At 71.0% G+C, this 17,520-nt stretch carries 12 protein-coding genes; 4 read left to right on the forward strand and 8 right to left on the reverse strand.

The annotated features are described in order from the left end of the window. Positions 1–352: 352 nt before the first annotated feature. A complete protein-coding gene (locus ACQEUX_RS17570; protein WP_433048558.1) occupies positions 353–3,226 on the reverse strand; it encodes a vitamin B12-dependent ribonucleotide reductase in 2,874 nt (957 codons plus the stop codon). A gap of 60 nt (positions 3,227–3,286) precedes the next feature. Then, positions 3,287–3,790, reverse strand: a complete 504-nt coding sequence (nrdR, locus tag ACQEUX_RS17575; protein WP_433048561.1) for a transcriptional regulator NrdR — start codon at positions 3,788–3,790, stop codon at positions 3,287–3,289. 539 nt (positions 3,791–4,329) lie between these two features. On the opposite strand from nrdR, the gene lexA reads away from it, so the two are divergent. Then, positions 4,330–5,115, forward strand: a complete 786-nt coding sequence (gene lexA, locus ACQEUX_RS17580; protein ID WP_425735618.1) for a transcriptional repressor LexA — start codon at positions 4,330–4,332, stop codon at positions 5,113–5,115. An 87-nt stretch (positions 5,116–5,202) separates the two neighbouring features. Here the strand turns inward: lexA and ACQEUX_RS17585 are convergent, their stop codons facing one another. Further along, positions 5,203–6,909, reverse strand: a complete 1,707-nt coding sequence (locus tag ACQEUX_RS17585) for a hypothetical protein (RefSeq protein WP_433048565.1) — start codon at positions 6,907–6,909, stop codon at positions 5,203–5,205. A 50-nt stretch (positions 6,910–6,959) separates the two neighbouring features. Then, on the reverse strand, positions 6,960–8,414 hold the full coding sequence (gene hflX / locus ACQEUX_RS17590) for a GTPase HflX (RefSeq protein WP_433048568.1): 1,455 nt from the start codon (positions 8,412–8,414) through the stop codon (positions 6,960–6,962). A gap of 183 nt (positions 8,415–8,597) precedes the next feature. On the opposite strand from hflX, the gene ACQEUX_RS17595 reads away from it, so the two are divergent. Beyond that, complete coding sequence (locus ACQEUX_RS17595; protein ID WP_433048571.1) at positions 8,598–10,064, forward strand: NAD-dependent malic enzyme; 1,467 nt, start codon at positions 8,598–8,600, stop codon at positions 10,062–10,064. A gap of 82 nt (positions 10,065–10,146) precedes the next feature. Here the strand turns inward: ACQEUX_RS17595 and dapF are convergent, their stop codons facing one another. From dapF to ACQEUX_RS17610, 3 genes are read right to left on the reverse strand one after another with little or no spacing between them, the layout of a single operon-like run. Beyond that, positions 10,147–10,998: a diaminopimelate epimerase gene (dapF, locus tag ACQEUX_RS17600; protein WP_433048574.1), complete on the reverse strand. Its 852-nt coding sequence runs from the start codon at positions 10,996–10,998 to the stop codon at positions 10,147–10,149. A 7-nt stretch (positions 10,999–11,005) separates the two neighbouring features. Further along, positions 11,006–11,929, reverse strand: a complete 924-nt coding sequence (gene miaA / locus ACQEUX_RS17605; protein WP_433048577.1) for a tRNA (adenosine(37)-N6)-dimethylallyltransferase MiaA — start codon at positions 11,927–11,929, stop codon at positions 11,006–11,008. Continuing rightward, positions 11,926–12,642, reverse strand: coding sequence for a class III extradiol dioxygenase subunit B-like domain-containing protein (locus tag ACQEUX_RS17610; protein ID WP_433048580.1), 717 nt, complete (start codon positions 12,640–12,642; stop codon positions 11,926–11,928). The genes miaA and ACQEUX_RS17610 overlap by 4 nt, the downstream gene beginning before the upstream one ends. Positions 12,643–12,843: 201 nt before the next feature. Between ACQEUX_RS17610 and ACQEUX_RS17615 the strand changes: the two genes are divergently transcribed. Next, complete coding sequence (locus tag ACQEUX_RS17615) at positions 12,844–14,052, forward strand: DUF349 domain-containing protein (RefSeq protein ID WP_433048583.1); 1,209 nt, start codon at positions 12,844–12,846, stop codon at positions 14,050–14,052. Positions 14,053–14,366: 314 nt separating this feature from the next. After that, entirely contained in the window at positions 14,367–15,968 is a 1,602-nt protein-coding gene (locus tag ACQEUX_RS17620; protein ID WP_433048586.1) for a cellulase family glycosylhydrolase, read from the forward strand. 51 nt (positions 15,969–16,019) lie between these two features. Here the strand turns inward: ACQEUX_RS17620 and miaB are convergent, their stop codons facing one another. Then, positions 16,020–17,513: a tRNA (N6-isopentenyl adenosine(37)-C2)-methylthiotransferase MiaB gene (miaB, locus tag ACQEUX_RS17625; RefSeq protein WP_433048589.1), complete on the reverse strand. Its 1,494-nt coding sequence runs from the start codon at positions 17,511–17,513 to the stop codon at positions 16,020–16,022. Positions 17,514–17,520 lie beyond the last annotated feature (7 nt).

Raw genomic sequence — 17,520 nt, forward strand, 5'->3', positions numbered from 1 at the left:
AGAGACCGGCGTGCCGTGGTGTGGCGACAGGTGGCGCTGGTGGCTCACAGCAGGCGGTGGTGCGCTCGCGCTACTGCCGCTCGGGCAGGGTACGCCCATGGTCGCGGTATTGGCGGGGATCTGCGGCCTGCTCGTGGTCAGCGCCTGGGCGTGGGGAACCCGATCGCCGCGCGTCAGTGCATGAGCGACTCGGGTTCCATGAAGCCGGGCTGTCCGCGCGAGATTGATACGCCGGTTTCACGGAACCCGAGTCGATCATGCGGCGGGCGGGCCCATCGACCCTGCCACGAGCGGAAGCGCCGCGAGCGCGGCAGGTGACCCCTGCCGCGCTCGCGTCTGTTGCGGTCGTACGTCAGCTGCAGCCGCTGGTGGAGCCGCAGCCCTCGCAGACGTAGCAGCTACCGGCCGGGCGCATCTTCGTACCGCAGGTGAAGCAGAGCGGTGCGTCGGCGGCCTTGCCGATCACGGCTTCGAGCAGCTCGGTGCTGGAACCCACGCTCGGAGCCGGCTTGGCGGCGGCCACGTCGGCCATCTCCTGTGCCGGCTGTGCGACGGCCTCCGGCTTGACCGGGGTCTCCACCGGTGCCGAGGACGCCATCGCGGTGAGCTCCACGCCGGTGACCGCGGCGGCTTCCGCGTCGGCCTCGGCCCGCAGCTGGGCGGCCCGCTCCGAAGCGGTGAAGATGCCCAGCTCGGCGCGGCGCTCGTAGGGCAGGAAGTCCAGCGCCAGGCGACGGAAGATGTAGTCCATCACCGAGGCCGCCATCCGCACGTCCGGGTCGTCGGTCATGCCGGCCGGCTCGAAGCGCATGTTGGTGAACTTGCTGACGAACGTCTCCAGTGGCACGCCGTACTGCAGACCGATGCTGATGGCCACCGAGAAGGCGTCCATCACCCCGGCCAGGGTCGAGCCCTGCTTGGACATCTTGAGGAAGACCTCACCAAGGCCGTCGTCCGGGTAGGACGACGCGGTGAGGTAGCCCTCGGCACCTCCGACGGAGAAGCTGACCGTCTCGGACGGGCGCTTCTTCGGCAGACGCTTACGCACCGGCCGGTACTCGATGACCTTCTCCACCGCGGCCGGCGCGGCCGACGCGGTCTCGACGGCGGCCGGCTCGGTGGCCTTGTTGGACTTGGCCACCGAGAGCGGCTGGCCGACCTTGCAGTTGTCCCGGTAGATCGCCAGTGCCTTGAGGCCGAGCTTCCAGCCCTCGAAGTAGATCTTCTCGACGTCCTCGACGGTGGCCGCCTCCGGCATGTTGACCGTCTTGGAGATGGCGCCGGAGACGAACGGCTGGATGGCCGCCATCATCCGCACGTGACCCATCGGGGCGATCGTCCGCTCGCCCATGGCGCAGTCGAAGACCGGGTAGTGCTCCGGCTTGAGGCCGGGGGCGTCCACCACGTGGCCGTGGTCGGCGATGTGCTCGACGATCGCCTCGACCTGCTCCTCGGGGTAGCCGAGGCTGCGCAGGGCACGCGGAACCGTCTGGTTGACGATCTGCATCGAGCCGCCGCCGACCAGCTTCTTGAACTTGACCAGCGCCAGGTCCGGCTCCACGCCGGTCGTGTCGCAGTCCATCATGAAGCCGATCGTGCCGGTCGGGGCGAGGACGCTCGCCTGCGCGTTGCGCCAGCCGTTCTTGTCGCCGATCTTGTTGCCCTGGGTCCACTGCTTGGTCGCCTCGCGGACGATCGCGGTGGCCACCGGGCTGGTCGGCTTGATCTCGTCGTTGGCCGCGGCGTGCTTGCGCATGACCCGCTTGTGCGGCTCGGCGTTGCGGGCGTAGCCGTCGTACGCGCCGACGACGCCGGCCAGCTCGGCCGAGCGGCGGTAGGCGGTGCCGGTCATCAGGGACGTGATCGCGGCGGCGACCGAGCGGCCCTGCTCCGAGTCGTACGGCAGGCCCGTGGCCATCAGCAGGGCGCCCAGGTTGGCGTAGCCGATGCCGAGCTGCCGGTAGGCGCGGGAGGTCTCACCGATCTTCTCGGTCGGGAAGTCCGCGAAGCAGATGGAGATGTCCATCGCGGTGATGACGAACTCGACGGACTTGACGAACTTCTCCACCTCGAAGCCACCGTCGGCGCGGAGGAACTTCATCAGGTTGAGCGAGGCCAGGTTGCACGAGGAGTTGTCCAGGTGCAGGTACTCCGAGCACGGGTTCGACGCGGTGATCCGCCCGGTCTCCGGGCAGGTGTGCCAGTCGTTGATCGTGTCGTCGTACTGCAGGCCCGGGTCGGCGCACTCCCAGGCGGCCTGGGAGATGGCGCGGAACAGGTTCTTGGCATCGACGGTCTCGATCACCGAGCCGTCCAGCCGGCCGCGCAGGTCGAAGCCCTTGCCGTTCTCCACCGCCGACATGAACTCGTCGGAGACCCGGACCGAGTTGTTGGCGTTCTGGTACTGCACGCTGACGATGTCGGAGCCGCCGAGGTCCATGTCGAACCCGGCGTCCCGCAGCGCGCGGATCTTGTCCTCCTCGCGCGCCTTCGTGACCACGAACTCCTGGATGTCCGGGTGGTCCACGTCGAGGATGACCATCTTGGCCGCGCGCCGCGTGGCGCCACCGGACTTGATGGTGCCGGCCGAGGCGTCCGCGCCGCGCATGAAGCTGACCGGGCCGGAGGCGTTGCCCCCGGAGGAGAGCAGCTCACGGGACGAGCGGATCCGCGACAGGTTGACCCCGGAGCCGGAGCCGCCCTTGAAGATCAGCCCCTCCTCCTTGTACCAGTCGAGGATCGAGTCCATCGAGTCGTCGACGGCCAGGATGAAACAGGCGCTGACCTGCTGCGGCGACGGCGTGCCGACGTTGAACCAGACCGGCGAGTTGAAGCTGAACACCTGGTTCAGCAGCATCCAGGTCAGCTCGTGCGCGAAGATCTCGGCGTCGGCCGGGCTGGCGAAGTAGCCGTACTCCTCACCCGCGGTGCGGTAGGTGGTGACCACCCGGTCGATCAACTGCTTGAGCGACCACTCCCGCTCCGGGGTCCCCACCGCGCCCCGGAAGTACTTCGTGGTGACGATGTTGGCCGCGTTGACGCTCCACGACTCCGGGAACTCCACCCCGCGCTGCTCGAAGTTGATCGAGCCGTCCCGCCAGTTCGTCATCACGACGTCGCGGCGCTCCCAGCTGACCTCGTCGTACGGGTGGACCCCCTCCGTCGTCCACACCCGCTCGATCTTCAACCCCGCGCCTGCCTTGCTTCGTGAACGGCTAGTTGTCACGCCGTCGCCCCCTCGTCTGCGCGGTCACCCACCGCGCGTCCACCTGTAAGAACACAAAACTCAACTGGTACGGCCGGCGGGCCCCGCCGCCCCGGCCTCCGCCGCGCCCTCCCGGGCGCGAGCGGCGGCCCGCAATGTCTCGATCTCCTGCTCGAAGTCGGCGAGCGAGTCGAAGGACCGGTAGACGCTGGCGAACCGCAGGTACGCCACCTCGTCCAGACCCTGCAGAGGGCCCAGGATCGCCAGCCCCACCTCGTGGCTGGGGATCTCGGCCGCACCCTTGGCCCGCACGGTCTCTTCGACCTTCTGTGCCAGCAGGGCGATCGAGTCCTCGTCGACCGGCCGGCCCTGGCACGCCTTCCGCACCCCGCCGATGATCTTCGTACGGCTGAACGGCTCGGTCACACCGCTGCGTTTGACGACCGCGAGGACCGCCTCCTCGACGGTGGTGAACCGCTTGCCGCACTCCGGGCAGGACCGCCGCCGTCGGATGAGCTGACCGTCGTCGGCCTCCCGCGAGTCGACCACCCGGGAGTCAGCGTGCCGGCAGTACGGACACCGCATCGCCCACCTCCTAAAAATGATCAACTGCGAGCACACCGGGCACCCCCGGACACGACCGACCGCGACGGTGTCATCGTCGGATGACGCCCGCCGTGATCGACGTTACGGGAGTGCGGTCGGTAGTCGGACCCAACCTGTAGGCAACTTACGCCCGTGTCACTACTACATCTAGGGGTTGACCGTATGTCGCTGGCGAAGCCGGGTCAAGTTGGCGGGCGTGTCCGGCGCGTCACGGACCATCCGGTCATCCACGCCCGCCACCACGCCCGAAAGCCCAACGCCGAGACCCCGCCCGGGTTACCGGCCAGCAGGCCGGAGTGGCCCGGAAAACGGCCGACGATCGAACATCAGTGCTACCTGACGTACCATTTATCAGAACATCCGTACGACCGGAGCGGTTTTTCGCCTCGACACGCCGGTAAGAGGTCGTACAGATGTTTGAAAATGACCGATCTCACCTATACGGTCATGAACAACGTGGCACCACCGCACGCACCACGAGCCGACGAGGCACCCAGCGCCGACCAGGGAGGACGGACGTGACCGAGGACCGGGCCAGCCGGCCGAAGAGCCCGCAGCACATCACCGAGGCGGGCCCGCCGGCCACCCGACGCCGCAGCGCCGCGCGCAGCCGGACGGGTCAGCCCGCCGTGCGCCCGGTCACCCCGGTGGTCAGCGCCTTCCCCGACCCGGCGACGGTCGACCTGACCGCCCGCCAGCGCCGCATTCTGGAGTTCATCCGCACCTGGGTTGAGCGGCACGGCTACCCGCCCAGCGTCCGGGAGATCGGCGAGGCTGTCGGCCTGGTGTCGCCGTCCAGCGTCGCCTACCAGCTCAAGGAGCTGGAGAAGAAGGGCTTCCTGCGGCGCGACCCCAACCGGCCGCGCGCGGTGGACGTCCGCGCCCCCAGCGAGGCGATCGACGACGAGCTGTCCCGCGCCCAACGGCCGACCCCGGCGTACGTGCCGATGCTCGGCCGGATCGCCGCCGGTGGGCCGATCCTCGCCGAGCAGGCCGTGGAGGACATCTTCCCGCTGCCCCGCGAGTTGGTCGGCGAGGGCGAGGTCTTCATGCTCCAGGTCAAGGGCGACTCGATGCTCGACGCGGCGATCTGCGACGGCGACTGGGTGGTCGTCCGGCAGCAGCCGACCGCCGACTCGGGCGAGATCGTGGCCGCGATGCTCGATGGCGAGGCGACCGTGAAGACCTACCGGCGGCGCGACGGCCACGTCTGGCTGATGCCACAGAACCCGGCCTTCGACCCGATCCCCGGTGACGACGCCACCATCATGGGCCGCGTCGTGGCGGTGCTGCGCCGGATCTGACCGGTCGGCGGGTGAGTGCCCACGGCGCTCACCCGCGCCTGTTCACCGGGCCGTCAGACCGACCGGCCCCGTGTCCCGAACCAGCCGTCAGTAACGGTCGCCCCGGTAACCGCGACCGCCCCCGGGATACTGCCCGTACGGGTCGACGGGCGCGTCGTCTTCACGCCGACGGCCGGGCCGCTGGCCCCGGTAGTCGGGCTCCTGCCCACCGCGCCGGGGCGGCTCCGCGCGACCGGCGCCGGGCTGACCGCTGTCGCCGCCGTACACGCCACCGCCAGGGCGACCGCCCCCGCCCTGCGGACGACCGCCGCCCCCCTGGGAACGACCACCGCCGCCACCGGCCGGAGGGCGCCCGCCGCCACCACCCTGGGGACGACCACCGCCACTGGCCGGAGGGCGTCCACCGCCGTACACGCCACCGCCACCGCCACCCGGTCGGGGCGCACCGTAGCCGCCGTCGGCGACCGCCGGACGGCCGCCGCCGTAGACCGCACCACCCGCCGGGGCCGGACCGCCACGACCGGCACCACCGCCGCCGCCGTAGACCGCGCCTCCCGCCGCCGCGCCGCCACCGTAGACACCACGCTGACGATCACCAGCTGCCGGGGAACCGTCGACGGCACGGCCCCCTCGCGGACCCAACGGCTCGCCATCCGGGTCGGACGCGTCGGCGCCCGGCGGGCGGCTGCGGGCCCGGACGATGCCGATGATGCCGGCGCCGACCAGCAGCAGGCCGATCAACCCGACCGCGCCGACCAGGTACGTGATGTCGTCGAGACTCAACCCGTCCGTCCAGGATTTCGAGGCGGCCGGCTTGGTGCCGCCCTCCGGAGCCAGTGGCACAGCAGTCGAGCTGGACGGCGTGTAACTGACGATGTCGAGGGGTTCGTCTTCGGCGAACCGGGCCGCGTCGGAGACGGTGAGGAACGACTTCCCGTCCGGGGTGTAGCTGATGGCCTCGCCGAACGGGTCGGCCAGCGCCGTCACCCGAGGCTTGACCGTGGTGAGCGCGCCGACGATGTCACCGCCGGTCACGTCGAACTCGAAGGCGTCGGCGTAGGTACGCAGGACCACCCGGGAGCCGTCCGGTGACCGGGAAGCGCCGGTGATCGCGATCCGGCCGAACGTGTTGAGCGCGTTCTCCGTCTGCGTCTGCGGCAACGCGATGTCGCCGACCTTGCGCATCGGCACCGGGTCGGTGTCGCCGCTCTTCAGGGCCGCCGTCGGGGTGTAGATCTCGGCCTTGCCGCTGGTCACCTTGGTGATGATCAACGGCTTTCCGTCGTCGCCGATGAGCAACGCCTCGGCGTCGCGCGGCTTGGACTCGGGGTAGGAGAGCCGGTGCAGCGTCGGCTGCTTGGCACCGGTGACGGGCATCGACCAGAGCGCGACGCGTGAGCGGCGCTCCTTCGAGCTGGTGTTGTCACCGGTGTCGGCGATCCAGAGGGTGGAGCCGTTCTTGGAGAGCGCGAGATCCTCGGTGTCGGTCGGACCCTGACCCGAGTATCGGACCGGCTCCTTCGAGATCTTGCACTTGCTGTCGAGGAAGAAGATCCGCTCGCGTGCCGCAACCTCGGTGTCATCGTTGATGACGATGAACCCACTCTTGGTCGCGACCAGGCCGGACAGCTCCCGCAGTCGCTCGTCGGTGATCGTGCAGCGCTTCTGACCGGGAGTGACGGCAGTCGGCCCGGACGACCCGGGAGCGGGAGCCGCCGCGGCGACTCCGGCGAGCGCCACGGTTGCCCCGAACAGGCCGAGGGCAACCGTGACCGAGGAAACAACGCGGCGCATTCGGCCAGTGTCGCATGCCACGCGTTTCCGGTGGATGACGCCGTGGTCGCTCAGGACCGGATGCCGACCACCTGCTCCTGCCGCTCGACATCGAACGGCGCCAGCTCGGCAGCCAGCTCCGCACCGACGCGGACGTGCAGCAGCGTGCCCTCCGGCAGGTGCGCCGTGCTGAGCACCTCGCCCGTGCGGTGCACCCGGGCCACCAGGTCACCCCGGTCGTACGGCAGCACGGCCCGGACCTCCACGGCTGGGCGCGGCAGCCGCTCCTCGATGGCCGCGCGCAGCCCGTCGATGCCCCGCCCGGAGTACGCGGACACGAAGATCGCGTCCGGCCAGAGCCGCTTGAGCCGCAGCAGAGTGTCCTCGTCGGCCGCGTCGGTCTTGTTGACCACCAGCAGCTCGGGGAGCCGGTCCGCGCTCACCTCGGCGAGCACCGCGTGGACCGCCCGGACCTGCTCCTCCGGATCCGGGTGGGTGCCGTCGACGACGTGCACCACCAGATCCGCCTCCGCGACCTCCTCCAGCGTCGAGCGGAACGCCTCGACGATCTGGTGCGGCAGGTGCCGGACGAAGCCGACGGTGTCGGAGAGGGTGTAGAGCCGCCCGTCCGAGGCGGTGGCCTTACGGGTGGTCGGATCCAACGTCGCGAACAGCGCGTTCTCCACCAGCACACCCGCGCCGGTCAGGCGGTTGAGCAGGCTGGACTTACCGGCGTTGGTGTAGCCGGCGATGGCCACCGCGGGGACGGCGTTGCGGGAGCGTCGGGCGCGCTTGGTCACGCGTACCGTCTTCATGCTCTTGATCTCGCGACGCAGCCGGGAGATGCGGTGGCGAATACGCCGCCGGTCGGTCTCCAGCTTGGTCTCACCGGGACCACGAACACCCACACCACCGCCGGCGCCGCCGCCCCGGCCGGAACCACCGGTCTGCCGGGAGAGCGTCTCACCCCAACCGCGCAGTCGGGGCAGCAGGTATTCGAGCTGGGCCAGCTCGACCTGCGCCTTACCTTCCTTGCTCTTGGCGTGCTGGGCGAAGATGTCGAGGATCAGCGCCGTGCGGTCGACAACCTTGACCTTGGTGCGCTGCTCCAGGTTGCGCAGCTGCGACGGGGACAGCTCACCGTCGCAGATGACCGTGTCGGCCCCGGTGGACAGCACCACCGCGCCGAGGTCGTCGACCTTGCCACGGCCGATGTACGTGGCCGGGTCGGGCCGGGTACGGCGTTGGATGAGCCCTTCGAGCACCTGCGAACCGGCGGTCTCGGCCAGCGCGGCGAGCTCGGTCAGCGAATTCTCCGCGTCGGTCACCGTGCCCTCGGTCCAGACGCCGACCAGGACGACCCGCTCCAGCCGCAGCTGGCGGTATTCCACCTCGGTGACGTCGGTGAGCTCGGTCGACAGACCCGGGACGCGTCGGAGGGACTGCCGCTCCGACAGCTCCATCTCGCCGGTGGTGACGTCGTCGAGCTCGTCCTCGACGGGGACAAAGCTCTCCTGGTCTCGCAAGCGGTTCTCCTGTCCGTTTTGATAAGTAGAACGTAATCCTGACATGACACAACACGGAACGCACCTGCTATATGCCCATGCTGAAGGTCGCCAAAAGTGGGGGCGAATGCGGGTCGGCCTCGACAACCCGGTAGAAATGCGGACGGCGGCCGACCGGCCGCACAGCCGTGACGGAGGGATCCCGTGGCCATCACCCGACTGCCGAGCGCCGGATTTTCGATCACCATCCGGATCGCCGTGACCGCGGACGCCTCCTCGATCGGCCGCCTCACCACCTCCGTTGGCGAGGCCGGCGCGATCGTCACGGCGCTGGACGTGGTGGACTCGGATCCGACCCATGTGATCGTGGACCTGACCTGCGACACCGCCGACGCCGGCCACGCCGACCAGGTGGTCGACGCGCTGACCGCGCTCGACGGCGTGGACGTGCGCAAGGTTTCCGACCGGACGTTCCTGCTGCACCTGGGTGGGAAGATCGAGGTGACCTCCAAGGTCGCGCTGCGCAACCGCGACGAGCTGTCCCGGGCGTACACCCCGGGGGTGGCCCGGGTCTGCATGGCGATCGCCGAGAACCCGGCTGACGCCCGGCGACTGACCATCAAGCGCAACACCGTCGCGGTGGTCAGCGACGGTTCGGCGGTGCTCGGCCTGGGCAACCTGGGCCCGGCCGCGTCGCTGCCGGTGATGGAGGGCAAGGCGGCGCTGTTCAAGCGCTTCGGCGGGGTCGACGCCTGGCCGGTGGTGCTGGACACCCAGGACACCGACGAGATCGTGCAGATCGTCAAGGCGATCGCGCCGGCGTACGGCGGGATCAACCTGGAGGACATCGCCGCACCGCGCTGCTTCGAGATCGAGGCCCGACTGCGCGAGGCGCTGGACATCCCGGTCTTCCACGACGACCAGCACGGCACCGCGATCTGCGTGCTGGCAGCGCTGACCAACGCGCTGCGCGTGGTGGGCAAGCAGCTCGAGGACGTCCGGGTGGTGGTCTCCGGAGCCGGCGCGGCCGGCACCGCGATCATGAAGCTGCTGCTGCGCCAGGGCGTCGGCGACATCATCGCGTACGACCGGCAGGGCGCCCTGCACCGAGGGCTGACCGGGCTCAACTCGGCGTGGCAGTGGCTGGCGGACAACACCAACAAGGAGAACTACTCGGGCGACCTGCCGGGTGCGATCCGGGGCGCCGACGTGTTCATCGGCGTGAGCGCGCCGAACCTGCTCACCGGCGAGGACATCGCTCAGATGGCGAAGGACGCGATCGTCTTCGCGCTCGCGAACCCGGACCCGGAGGTCGACCCGCGCGAGGCGCGCAAGTACGCCGCGGTCGTCGCCACCGGCCGCTCGGACCAGCCGAACCAGATCAACAACGTGCTCGCCTTCCCCGGGGTGTTCCGCGGCATGCTGGACGCGCACGCCGAGGAGTTCACCGAGGAGATGGCGATCGCGGCCGCCCGGGCCATCGCCGACGTGGTCGGCGAAGACAAGATCAACCCGACGGTGATCGTGCCGAGCGTGTTCGACTCCCGGGTCGCCCCGGCGGTCGCCGCCGCCGTCCGCGCCGCCGCGCACAACCCCAGCCCGCTGCCGGCCGCCGACCCCGGCCCGGCGGACCTCCCCGAGATCGCGGCCAACGCGAGCGCGACCCCCTGATCACCTCCCCCGTTGATCAAGAGGTTTCGGTCACCAGCGAGGCGCAGGGTGACGCAAACCTCTTGATCAACGGGGTGGAAACTCAGGCGGACACTTGCAGGGCGGCCGGGTCGATCTCGCCGGTGGCCACCAGGACGGCCGGGCCGGACAGCCAGCAGGAGTTCTCGGTGACGGTGACCGTGACGCGGCCGCCGAGCACGTCCACGGCGACCACTCCGGTGTCCCGGCCGGCGTCGCGCAGGGCCACGGCGGCCACCGCACAGGCGCCCGTGCCGCAGGACAGGGTCTCGGCGCTGCCGCGCTCGTACACCCGCATCAGCGTGTGCCCGTCGGTGCCGTCGACCGGATCACCCGCCACGATGAACTCCACGTTCACCCCGGTCGGGAAGACCGTCGGGTCGAACCCGGGCGCGGTCGTCAGGTCCAGCGCGGACAACTCCAGACCGGCCGGCAGGACGCAGACCAGGTGCGGGTTGCCGACGTCCACGGCGGTGCCGGGCAGGGTCAACCCACCGAGGGTGGCCGTGGAACCCTCGTGCAGCCGGGGACGGCGCATCTCGACGGACACGGTGCCGCCCTCGACCAGGGCGCGCACGACGCCGGCCCGGGTGGCCACCGGCAGCGCCGCGCCGGCGGGTGTCGCCAACCCGGTGTCGAGCAGGTAGCGCACGAACACCCGAGCGCCGTTGCCACACATCTCGGCGAACGAGCCGTCGGCGTTCCAGTAGTCCATGAACCACTCGGCCTCGGCAGCCTGCCCGGCGCCGTCGGGATGCTTGGCCGCGCGCACCACCCGCAGTACGCCGTCCGCGCCGATGCCCCGGCGCCGGTCGCAGAGCGCCGCGACCAGCTCCGGGGTCAGGTCGAGCTGACCGTCCGGGTCGGGAAGGATGACGAAGTCGTTGCCGGTGCCGTGGCCCTTGGTGAACTCCACGTCCCCATCATCGCGCAACGGCCGGCACCAGGCGCAGGGCGGCCTCGATCAGGTCCGGTGCGGTCGAGTCCAACCAGCGGATCCGCGGGTCACGGCGGAACCAGGACCGCTGCCGGCGGACGAAGCGCCGGGTGGCCCGAACCGTCTCGTCGTGCGCCTGCGCCTCGGTCAACTCACCGGCGAGCAGGCGCAGCACCTGCTGGTAACCGAGCGCCCGGCTCGCCGTCCGCCCTTCGGCCAGCCCCCGCCCGACCAGCTCGCGTGTCTCCGGCACCAGGCCGTCGGCCCACATCCGGTCGACCCGCAGTGCGATCCGCTCGTCCAGCAGCTCGGTGGCCAGGTCGACTCCGAGCTGCACCGACGGGTAGTACGGCGTGGGCTCCGGCAGCGAGGCGGTGAACGGCGCGCCGGTGATCTCGATCACCTCCAGGGCCCGGACGATCCGCCTGCCGTTGCCCGGCAGGATGCTCTCGGCGGCGACCGGGTCGGCGGCACGCAGCCGCTCGTACAGCGGAGCCGGACCGCCCTCGGCCAGCTCCCGTTCCAGCCGCTCCCGCAGCTCCGCGTCGGTGCCGGGGAACTCGAACCGCTCCAGCACCGCCCGCACGTACAGCCCGGACCCACCGACCAGCAGCGGCACCCGCCCCCGGGACAGGATGTCGTCCACCGCCGCGCGGGCCAGCCGCTGGTACTCCGCGACGCTCGCCGGCTCGGTGACCTCCCAGATGTCCAGCAGGTGGTGCGGGACCCCGTCCCGCTCGGCGGGGGTCAGCTTGGCGGTGCCGATGTCCATGCCCCGGTAGAGCTGCATCGAGTCGGCGTTGACCACCTCCCCGTCGAGGGCGTGCGCCAACGCGATGCTCAGCGCCGACTTGCCCGCCGCGGTCGGGCCGACCACCGCGACGACCGTGCCGACTCCGCCGCTGCTCACACCCGCTCCCAGGACGCCACGAAGTAGGCGACGCCGTAGGGGGCCGCGTCGTACAGCAGCTCACCGCGCCACCCGCCGTCGGTCGAGCGGGCCGCGCCGGCGAGCACCTGCCAGGGCGCGCGACCGGCGGCCTTCAGCTCCGTCGACACCACCGGGTCGAGGTCGAGCAGGACGTCCAGGTCCGCCTCGGCCAGCGCCGCGGCAACCCGCTGGTCGTACGGGCGGGCACGCGGGTCGTCGTACCCGGGGGCCTTCTCTCCCCGGCAGGCCGAGCCGTCCCCGAGCACCAGCAAGGCCACCCGGTCACCCGCGGCGCCGACCCGGTCGGCGAGCGCGGCCAGCTCGGCTGGGCCGGCGTCGGCGGCCACCTGCAGGGCGGCCACCGGCGCTCGCGCGTCGTGCCGGGCCAGCAACCACGCACCGATGGTCAGACTCAACGGCAGCACCGCGCCCCGGTCGGGCTGGCCGGAGAACAGCGGCACGTCCAGGTCGACGCCCCAGGGCTGGAGGCTGCCGGTCGCCGGGCTGTGGATCGGGCCGGTCACCGGGCCGGTGCCCAGCAGCACCACCGCGGCCGGATCGGCGGCCAGCAACCGGCGTAGGGCCGTGTCGCAGGCCGCCCGCAGATCGTCCAGCTCCGGGGCCGCGGAGCCGGCCACCTCGGGCACGAGCAGGGGCGGATGCGGGCAGACTGCGGCGGCGACCAGTGGCACCCGTTCACCGTAGCGGGAATCCCCGGTGCGTCTGCGCGCCGATACGGTCATTCGGCCCCTAGGACACCGTATGGTCACGGTCGGCGATAGGCGCTCGACGCGGACCGGGTCGGACCTGTGACAATGCCGGGAGCAACTTGGCTGCGCCGTGGCGGCGGCGGGGGTCGATTCCCTCGACGCCGGGAGAACGAGGATGGGCACATGAGCGACTGGACTGCCTTCGGACGGGTGGACGCGGACGGCACCGTGTACGTCAAGACCACCGAGGGCGAGCGGGTGGTCGGATCCTGGCAGGCGGGAGCACCGGAGGAGGGCCTGGCGCACTTCGCACGCCGCTTCGCGGATCTGGTGACCGAGGTGGACCTGACCGAGGCGCGGCTCAAGTCGGGTGCGGCGGATGCCGGGCATTCGCTGAGCACGATCCGGCGGATCCGCACCACGCTGCCCGAGGCCCACGTGGTCGGCGACATCGACGCGCTGGCGGCACGCCTGGACAAGCTGGCGATCCTCGCCGAGGAGAAGGCCGGCGAGGCTCGTGCGGCCCGCGACGCCGCTCGCGGTGAAGCCCTGGCCCGCAAGACCGCGCTGGTCGAGGAGGCCGAGAAGCTGGCCGCCGAGTCCACCGGTTGGAAGACCGCCGGTGACCGGCTCAAGGAGATCCTGGACGAGTGGAAGACCATTCGTGGGGTCGACAAGAAGGCCGACGGTGAGCTGTGGAAGCGGTTCGCCGCCGCCCGGGACGGTTTCACCCGGCGCCGGGGCGCCCACTTCGCCTCCCTGGACTCGCAGCGCAAGCAGGCGCAGACGGCCAAGGAGGAGCTGGTCGCCGAGGCGGAGAAGCTCTCGGACTCCACCGACTGGGCCGCCACCGCCAACCAGCTCAAGGATCTGATGACCCAGTGGAAGGCCGCGCCGCGCGCCTCCAAGGAGGCCGAGCAGAAGCTCTGGGAACGATTCCGGGCCGCGCAGGACGCCTTCTTCAGCCGGCGCAGTGAGGTCTTCTCCGCACGGGACAACGAGCAGCGCGGCAACCTGGAGCGCAAGCAGGCCCTGCTCGCCGAGGCCGAGGCGTTGGACATCGACGCCGACCCGAAGGGCGCCCAGGCCAAGCTGCGGGAGATCCAGGCACAGTGGCACGAGGCCGGCCGGGTGCCTCGCGAGGCGGCCGCCGGGCTGGAGCGCCGGCTGCGCGTCATCGACGACAAGGTCCGCGAGGTGATGGACTCGGCGTGGCGCCGCACCACCAAGGAGGACAACCCGCTGCTCGCCCAGATGCGGTCGCAGGTGGCGGAGGCCGAGGACCGGCTGGCCCGGGCGCAGAGCGCCGGGGACGCCCGCCGGATCAAGGAGGCCGAGCAGGCGCTCGCCGCCAAGCGGCAGTTCCTCCAGCTCGCCGAGCAGGCCGGCTGAGCTGACGCGTTCCGGGAGCCCCCGGTCCCCTGAGGGGACCGGGGGCTTCCGCGTGCCTGGCTCCGGGCAGGTTGACGCATCGACCTCGGCTGATCAGAATGAGCGGCGGAGTCAGGTAGGGCGACCGGCACGAGGGCGACGAGGGCGGAACACCGCTGTCGAGGGTCGCCGGTGAGCTTCCGCGAGTGACCGCGTCCGCGTGACATGGACCGTCGCGCACTGTCCGCGTACCCCTGAGGGACCGTGACGTGCGGACGGCCGCCCGCCCGGGCGCCGCCCACGGACGGCGCCCGGGCCTCCGAAATGGAGCTCGCATGTTCCGTCCCACCGCCTTCGGCGGCGCGCTGACCGCGCTCGCCACCGTCGCGGCCGGCGTGTTCCTCGCCGCCGCCGTCAACACCAGCCCGGCCGTCGCCGCTGGCACCGGTACCGGCTACCTGCACACCAACGGCAACCAGATCGTGGACAGCACCGGCGCCACGGTCCGGCTGACCGGCATCAACTGGTTCGGCATGGAGACCGACAACAAGACCTTCCACGGACTGTGGTCGAACAACCCGTGGCGGGGGCAACTCGACACGATGGCCCGGCTGGGTTACAACACCCTGCGGGTGCCGTACTCGAACGACGCCCTGAAGCCGGGCGCGACGGCCAGTGGGGTCAACGACTTCGTCAACCCGGACCTGGTCGGGCTGTCCCCGCTGCAGATCCTGGACAAGGTGATCGACTACGCCGGCAGCAAGGGGATGCGGATCATCCTGGACCGGCACCGGCCGACGGCGGCCGGGCAGTCGCCACTCTGGTACACGTCGACGGTCTCCGAGGCGACCTGGATCAACGACTGGAAGATGCTCGCCCAGCGGTACGCGGGCAACCCCACGGTGATCGGCGCCGACCTGCACAACGAACCGCACGCCGAGGGCACCAACCCGGCGGCCACCGGCGCGTGCTGGGGCTGCGGCGACACCACCCGGGACTGGCGGCTCGCCGCCGAGCGGGCCGGAAACGCGATCCTCGGCGTCCAGCCCAACTGGTTGATCTTCGTGGAGGGGGTGAGTTGCCCCAGCGGCGGCCTCTCCAACGTCTGGGACAACGACCCGAGCAACGACGAGGACTGCGGTTGGTGGGGTGGCAACCTGTCGAAGGCCGGTGAGTTCCCGGTGCGGCTGAGCGTGGCCAACCGGCTGGTCTACTCACCGCACGAGTACGCCACCTCGGTCTACCGGCAGAGCTGGTTCGACGCCCCCGACTACCCGGCGAACATGCCGGCCATCTGGGACAGGTACTGGGGTTACCTCTACAAGCAGAACATCGCCCCGATCATGATGGGTGAGTTCGGCAGCACCCTCGCGGACCCGAAGGACCGGGTGTGGCTGGAGAGGTTGATGGCCTACACCGGCACCGGGGTCAGCGGCATGTCCTTCACCTACTGGTCGTGGAACCCCAACTCCGGGGACACCGGCGGCATCGCGCTCGACGACTGGACCACCATCAACACCACCAAGCAGGCGATCCTCCAGCCGTACCTGATCGCGCCGTCCGGCGGCGGCGCCGGCCCGACGCCAACGCCGACGTCGACGCCCACCGGCGGGCCGACGAACCCGCCCACCGGCGCCTGCTCCGCCAGCTATCGGCAGGTGAACGCCTGGCCGGGTGGCTTCCAGGGTGAGGTGACGGTGAGCAACACCGGGTCCGCGGCGGTGAACCCGTGGTCGGTCACCTGGAGTTGGCCGTCCGGGGTGACGCTGGGCAGTGGCTGGAACGCCACCGTCACCCAGTCCGGCACGACGGTCACCGCCGCCGCCCCCGGTCACGCCCCGTCCCTGCCGGCGGGCGGGTCGGTCACCGTGGGCTTCACGGCCAACGGCACCGCCAGCGCCCCGGCAACGGTCAAGCTCAACGGCACCAGCTGCTGAGCCGCCGGGCGGCCGGTGCCCACCGCATGGGCACCGGCCGCCCCTCACCTGTCAGTGCGCGGCGCAGCCGGCGGTGGGCGCCGGGGCGACCGGCGGCGCGCCGATCGTCGGCAGACCGAGCAACACCCCGGGGGTACGCGGGGAGCGACCCGCCTCGGCAGCGTCGCCGGCCCGGGTCCGCCGGTGCGCCACCGGCGCTCCGTCGGCGTTGAGGTGATGCGGCGCGGCGTACGTGATCGTGGTGTGCACGATGTCGCCCGGTCGGATCTGGCCGGCCAGCGAGTCCGTGCCGGGGGCCTCGGTCGCGAAGTGCACCAGCCGACCGTCACGGGCCCGGCCGGACATCCGGCCGGTCCGCTCGTCCTTGCGACCCTCGCCGACCGCGACCAGCACCTCCACGGTCTCCCCCACCAGGCGCTTGTTCTCCGCCCAGGTGATCTCCTCGACGGTGGCGACCAGCCGCTCGTAGCGCTCCTGCACGACCTGCTTGGGCAGCTGGCCGTCCATGGTCGCGGCGGGGGTGCCGGGGCGCTTGGAGTACTGGAAGGTGAAGGCCGAGGAGAACCGGGCCTCGCGCACCACGTCCAGGGTGCGCTGGAAGTCGGCCTCGGTCTCGCCGGGGAAGCCGACGATGATGTCGGTGGTGATCGCCGCGTCCGGCATGGCCGCCCGGACCTTCTCGATGATGCCCAGGTACTTCTCCGACCGGTACGAGCGGCGCATCGCCTTCAGCACGTCGTCGGAACCGGACTGCAACGGCATGTGCAGCGAGTGGCAGACGTTGGGCGTCTCGGCCATCGCGGCGATCACGTCGTCGGTGAAGTCCTTCGGGTGCGGGCTGGTGAAGCGGACCCGCTCCAGCCCGTCGATGTCGCCGCAGGCGCGCAGCAGCTTGCCGAAGGCGTACCGGTCGCCGAACTCGACGCCGTACGAGTTGACGTTCTGCCCGAGCAGGGTCACCTCCAGCACGCCCTCGTCGACCAGGGCGCGCACCTCGGAGAGGATGTCGCCGGGACGGCGGTCCTTCTCCTTGCCGCGCAGCGCGGGCACGATGCAGAACGTGCAGGTGTTGTTGCAGCCCACCGAGATCGACACCCAACCGGCGTACGTGGACTCGCGGCGGGTGGGCAGCGTGGAGGGGAAGACGTCGAGGGACTCCAGGATCTCCACCTCGGCGGCGGCGTTGTGCCGGGCCCGCTCCAGCAGCACCGGCAGCGCGCCGATGTTGTGGGTGCCGAAGACCACGTCCACCCAGGGCGCCTTACGGACGATTTCGCCCCGGTCCTTCTGGGCCAGGCAGCCACCGACCGCGATCTGCATCCCGGGATGCTTGTCCTTCACCGGGCGCAGCCGACCGAGGTTGCCGTAGAGCCGGTTGTCCGCGTTCTCCCGCACCGCGCAGGTGTTGAAGACGACGATGTCCGGGGTGTCGTCGGCCGGCACCGCGCGCACGTAGCCGGCCTGTTCGAGCAGCCCGGAGATGCGCTCAGAATCGTGCACGTTCATCTGGCAGCCGTACGTCACGACGTTGTAGGTCCTAGCCACCCTCTTG

This window comes from Micromonospora sp. CA-259024 (genome assembly GCF_050936255.1).
Taxonomy (GTDB): Bacteria; Actinomycetota; Actinomycetes; order Mycobacteriales; family Micromonosporaceae; genus Micromonospora.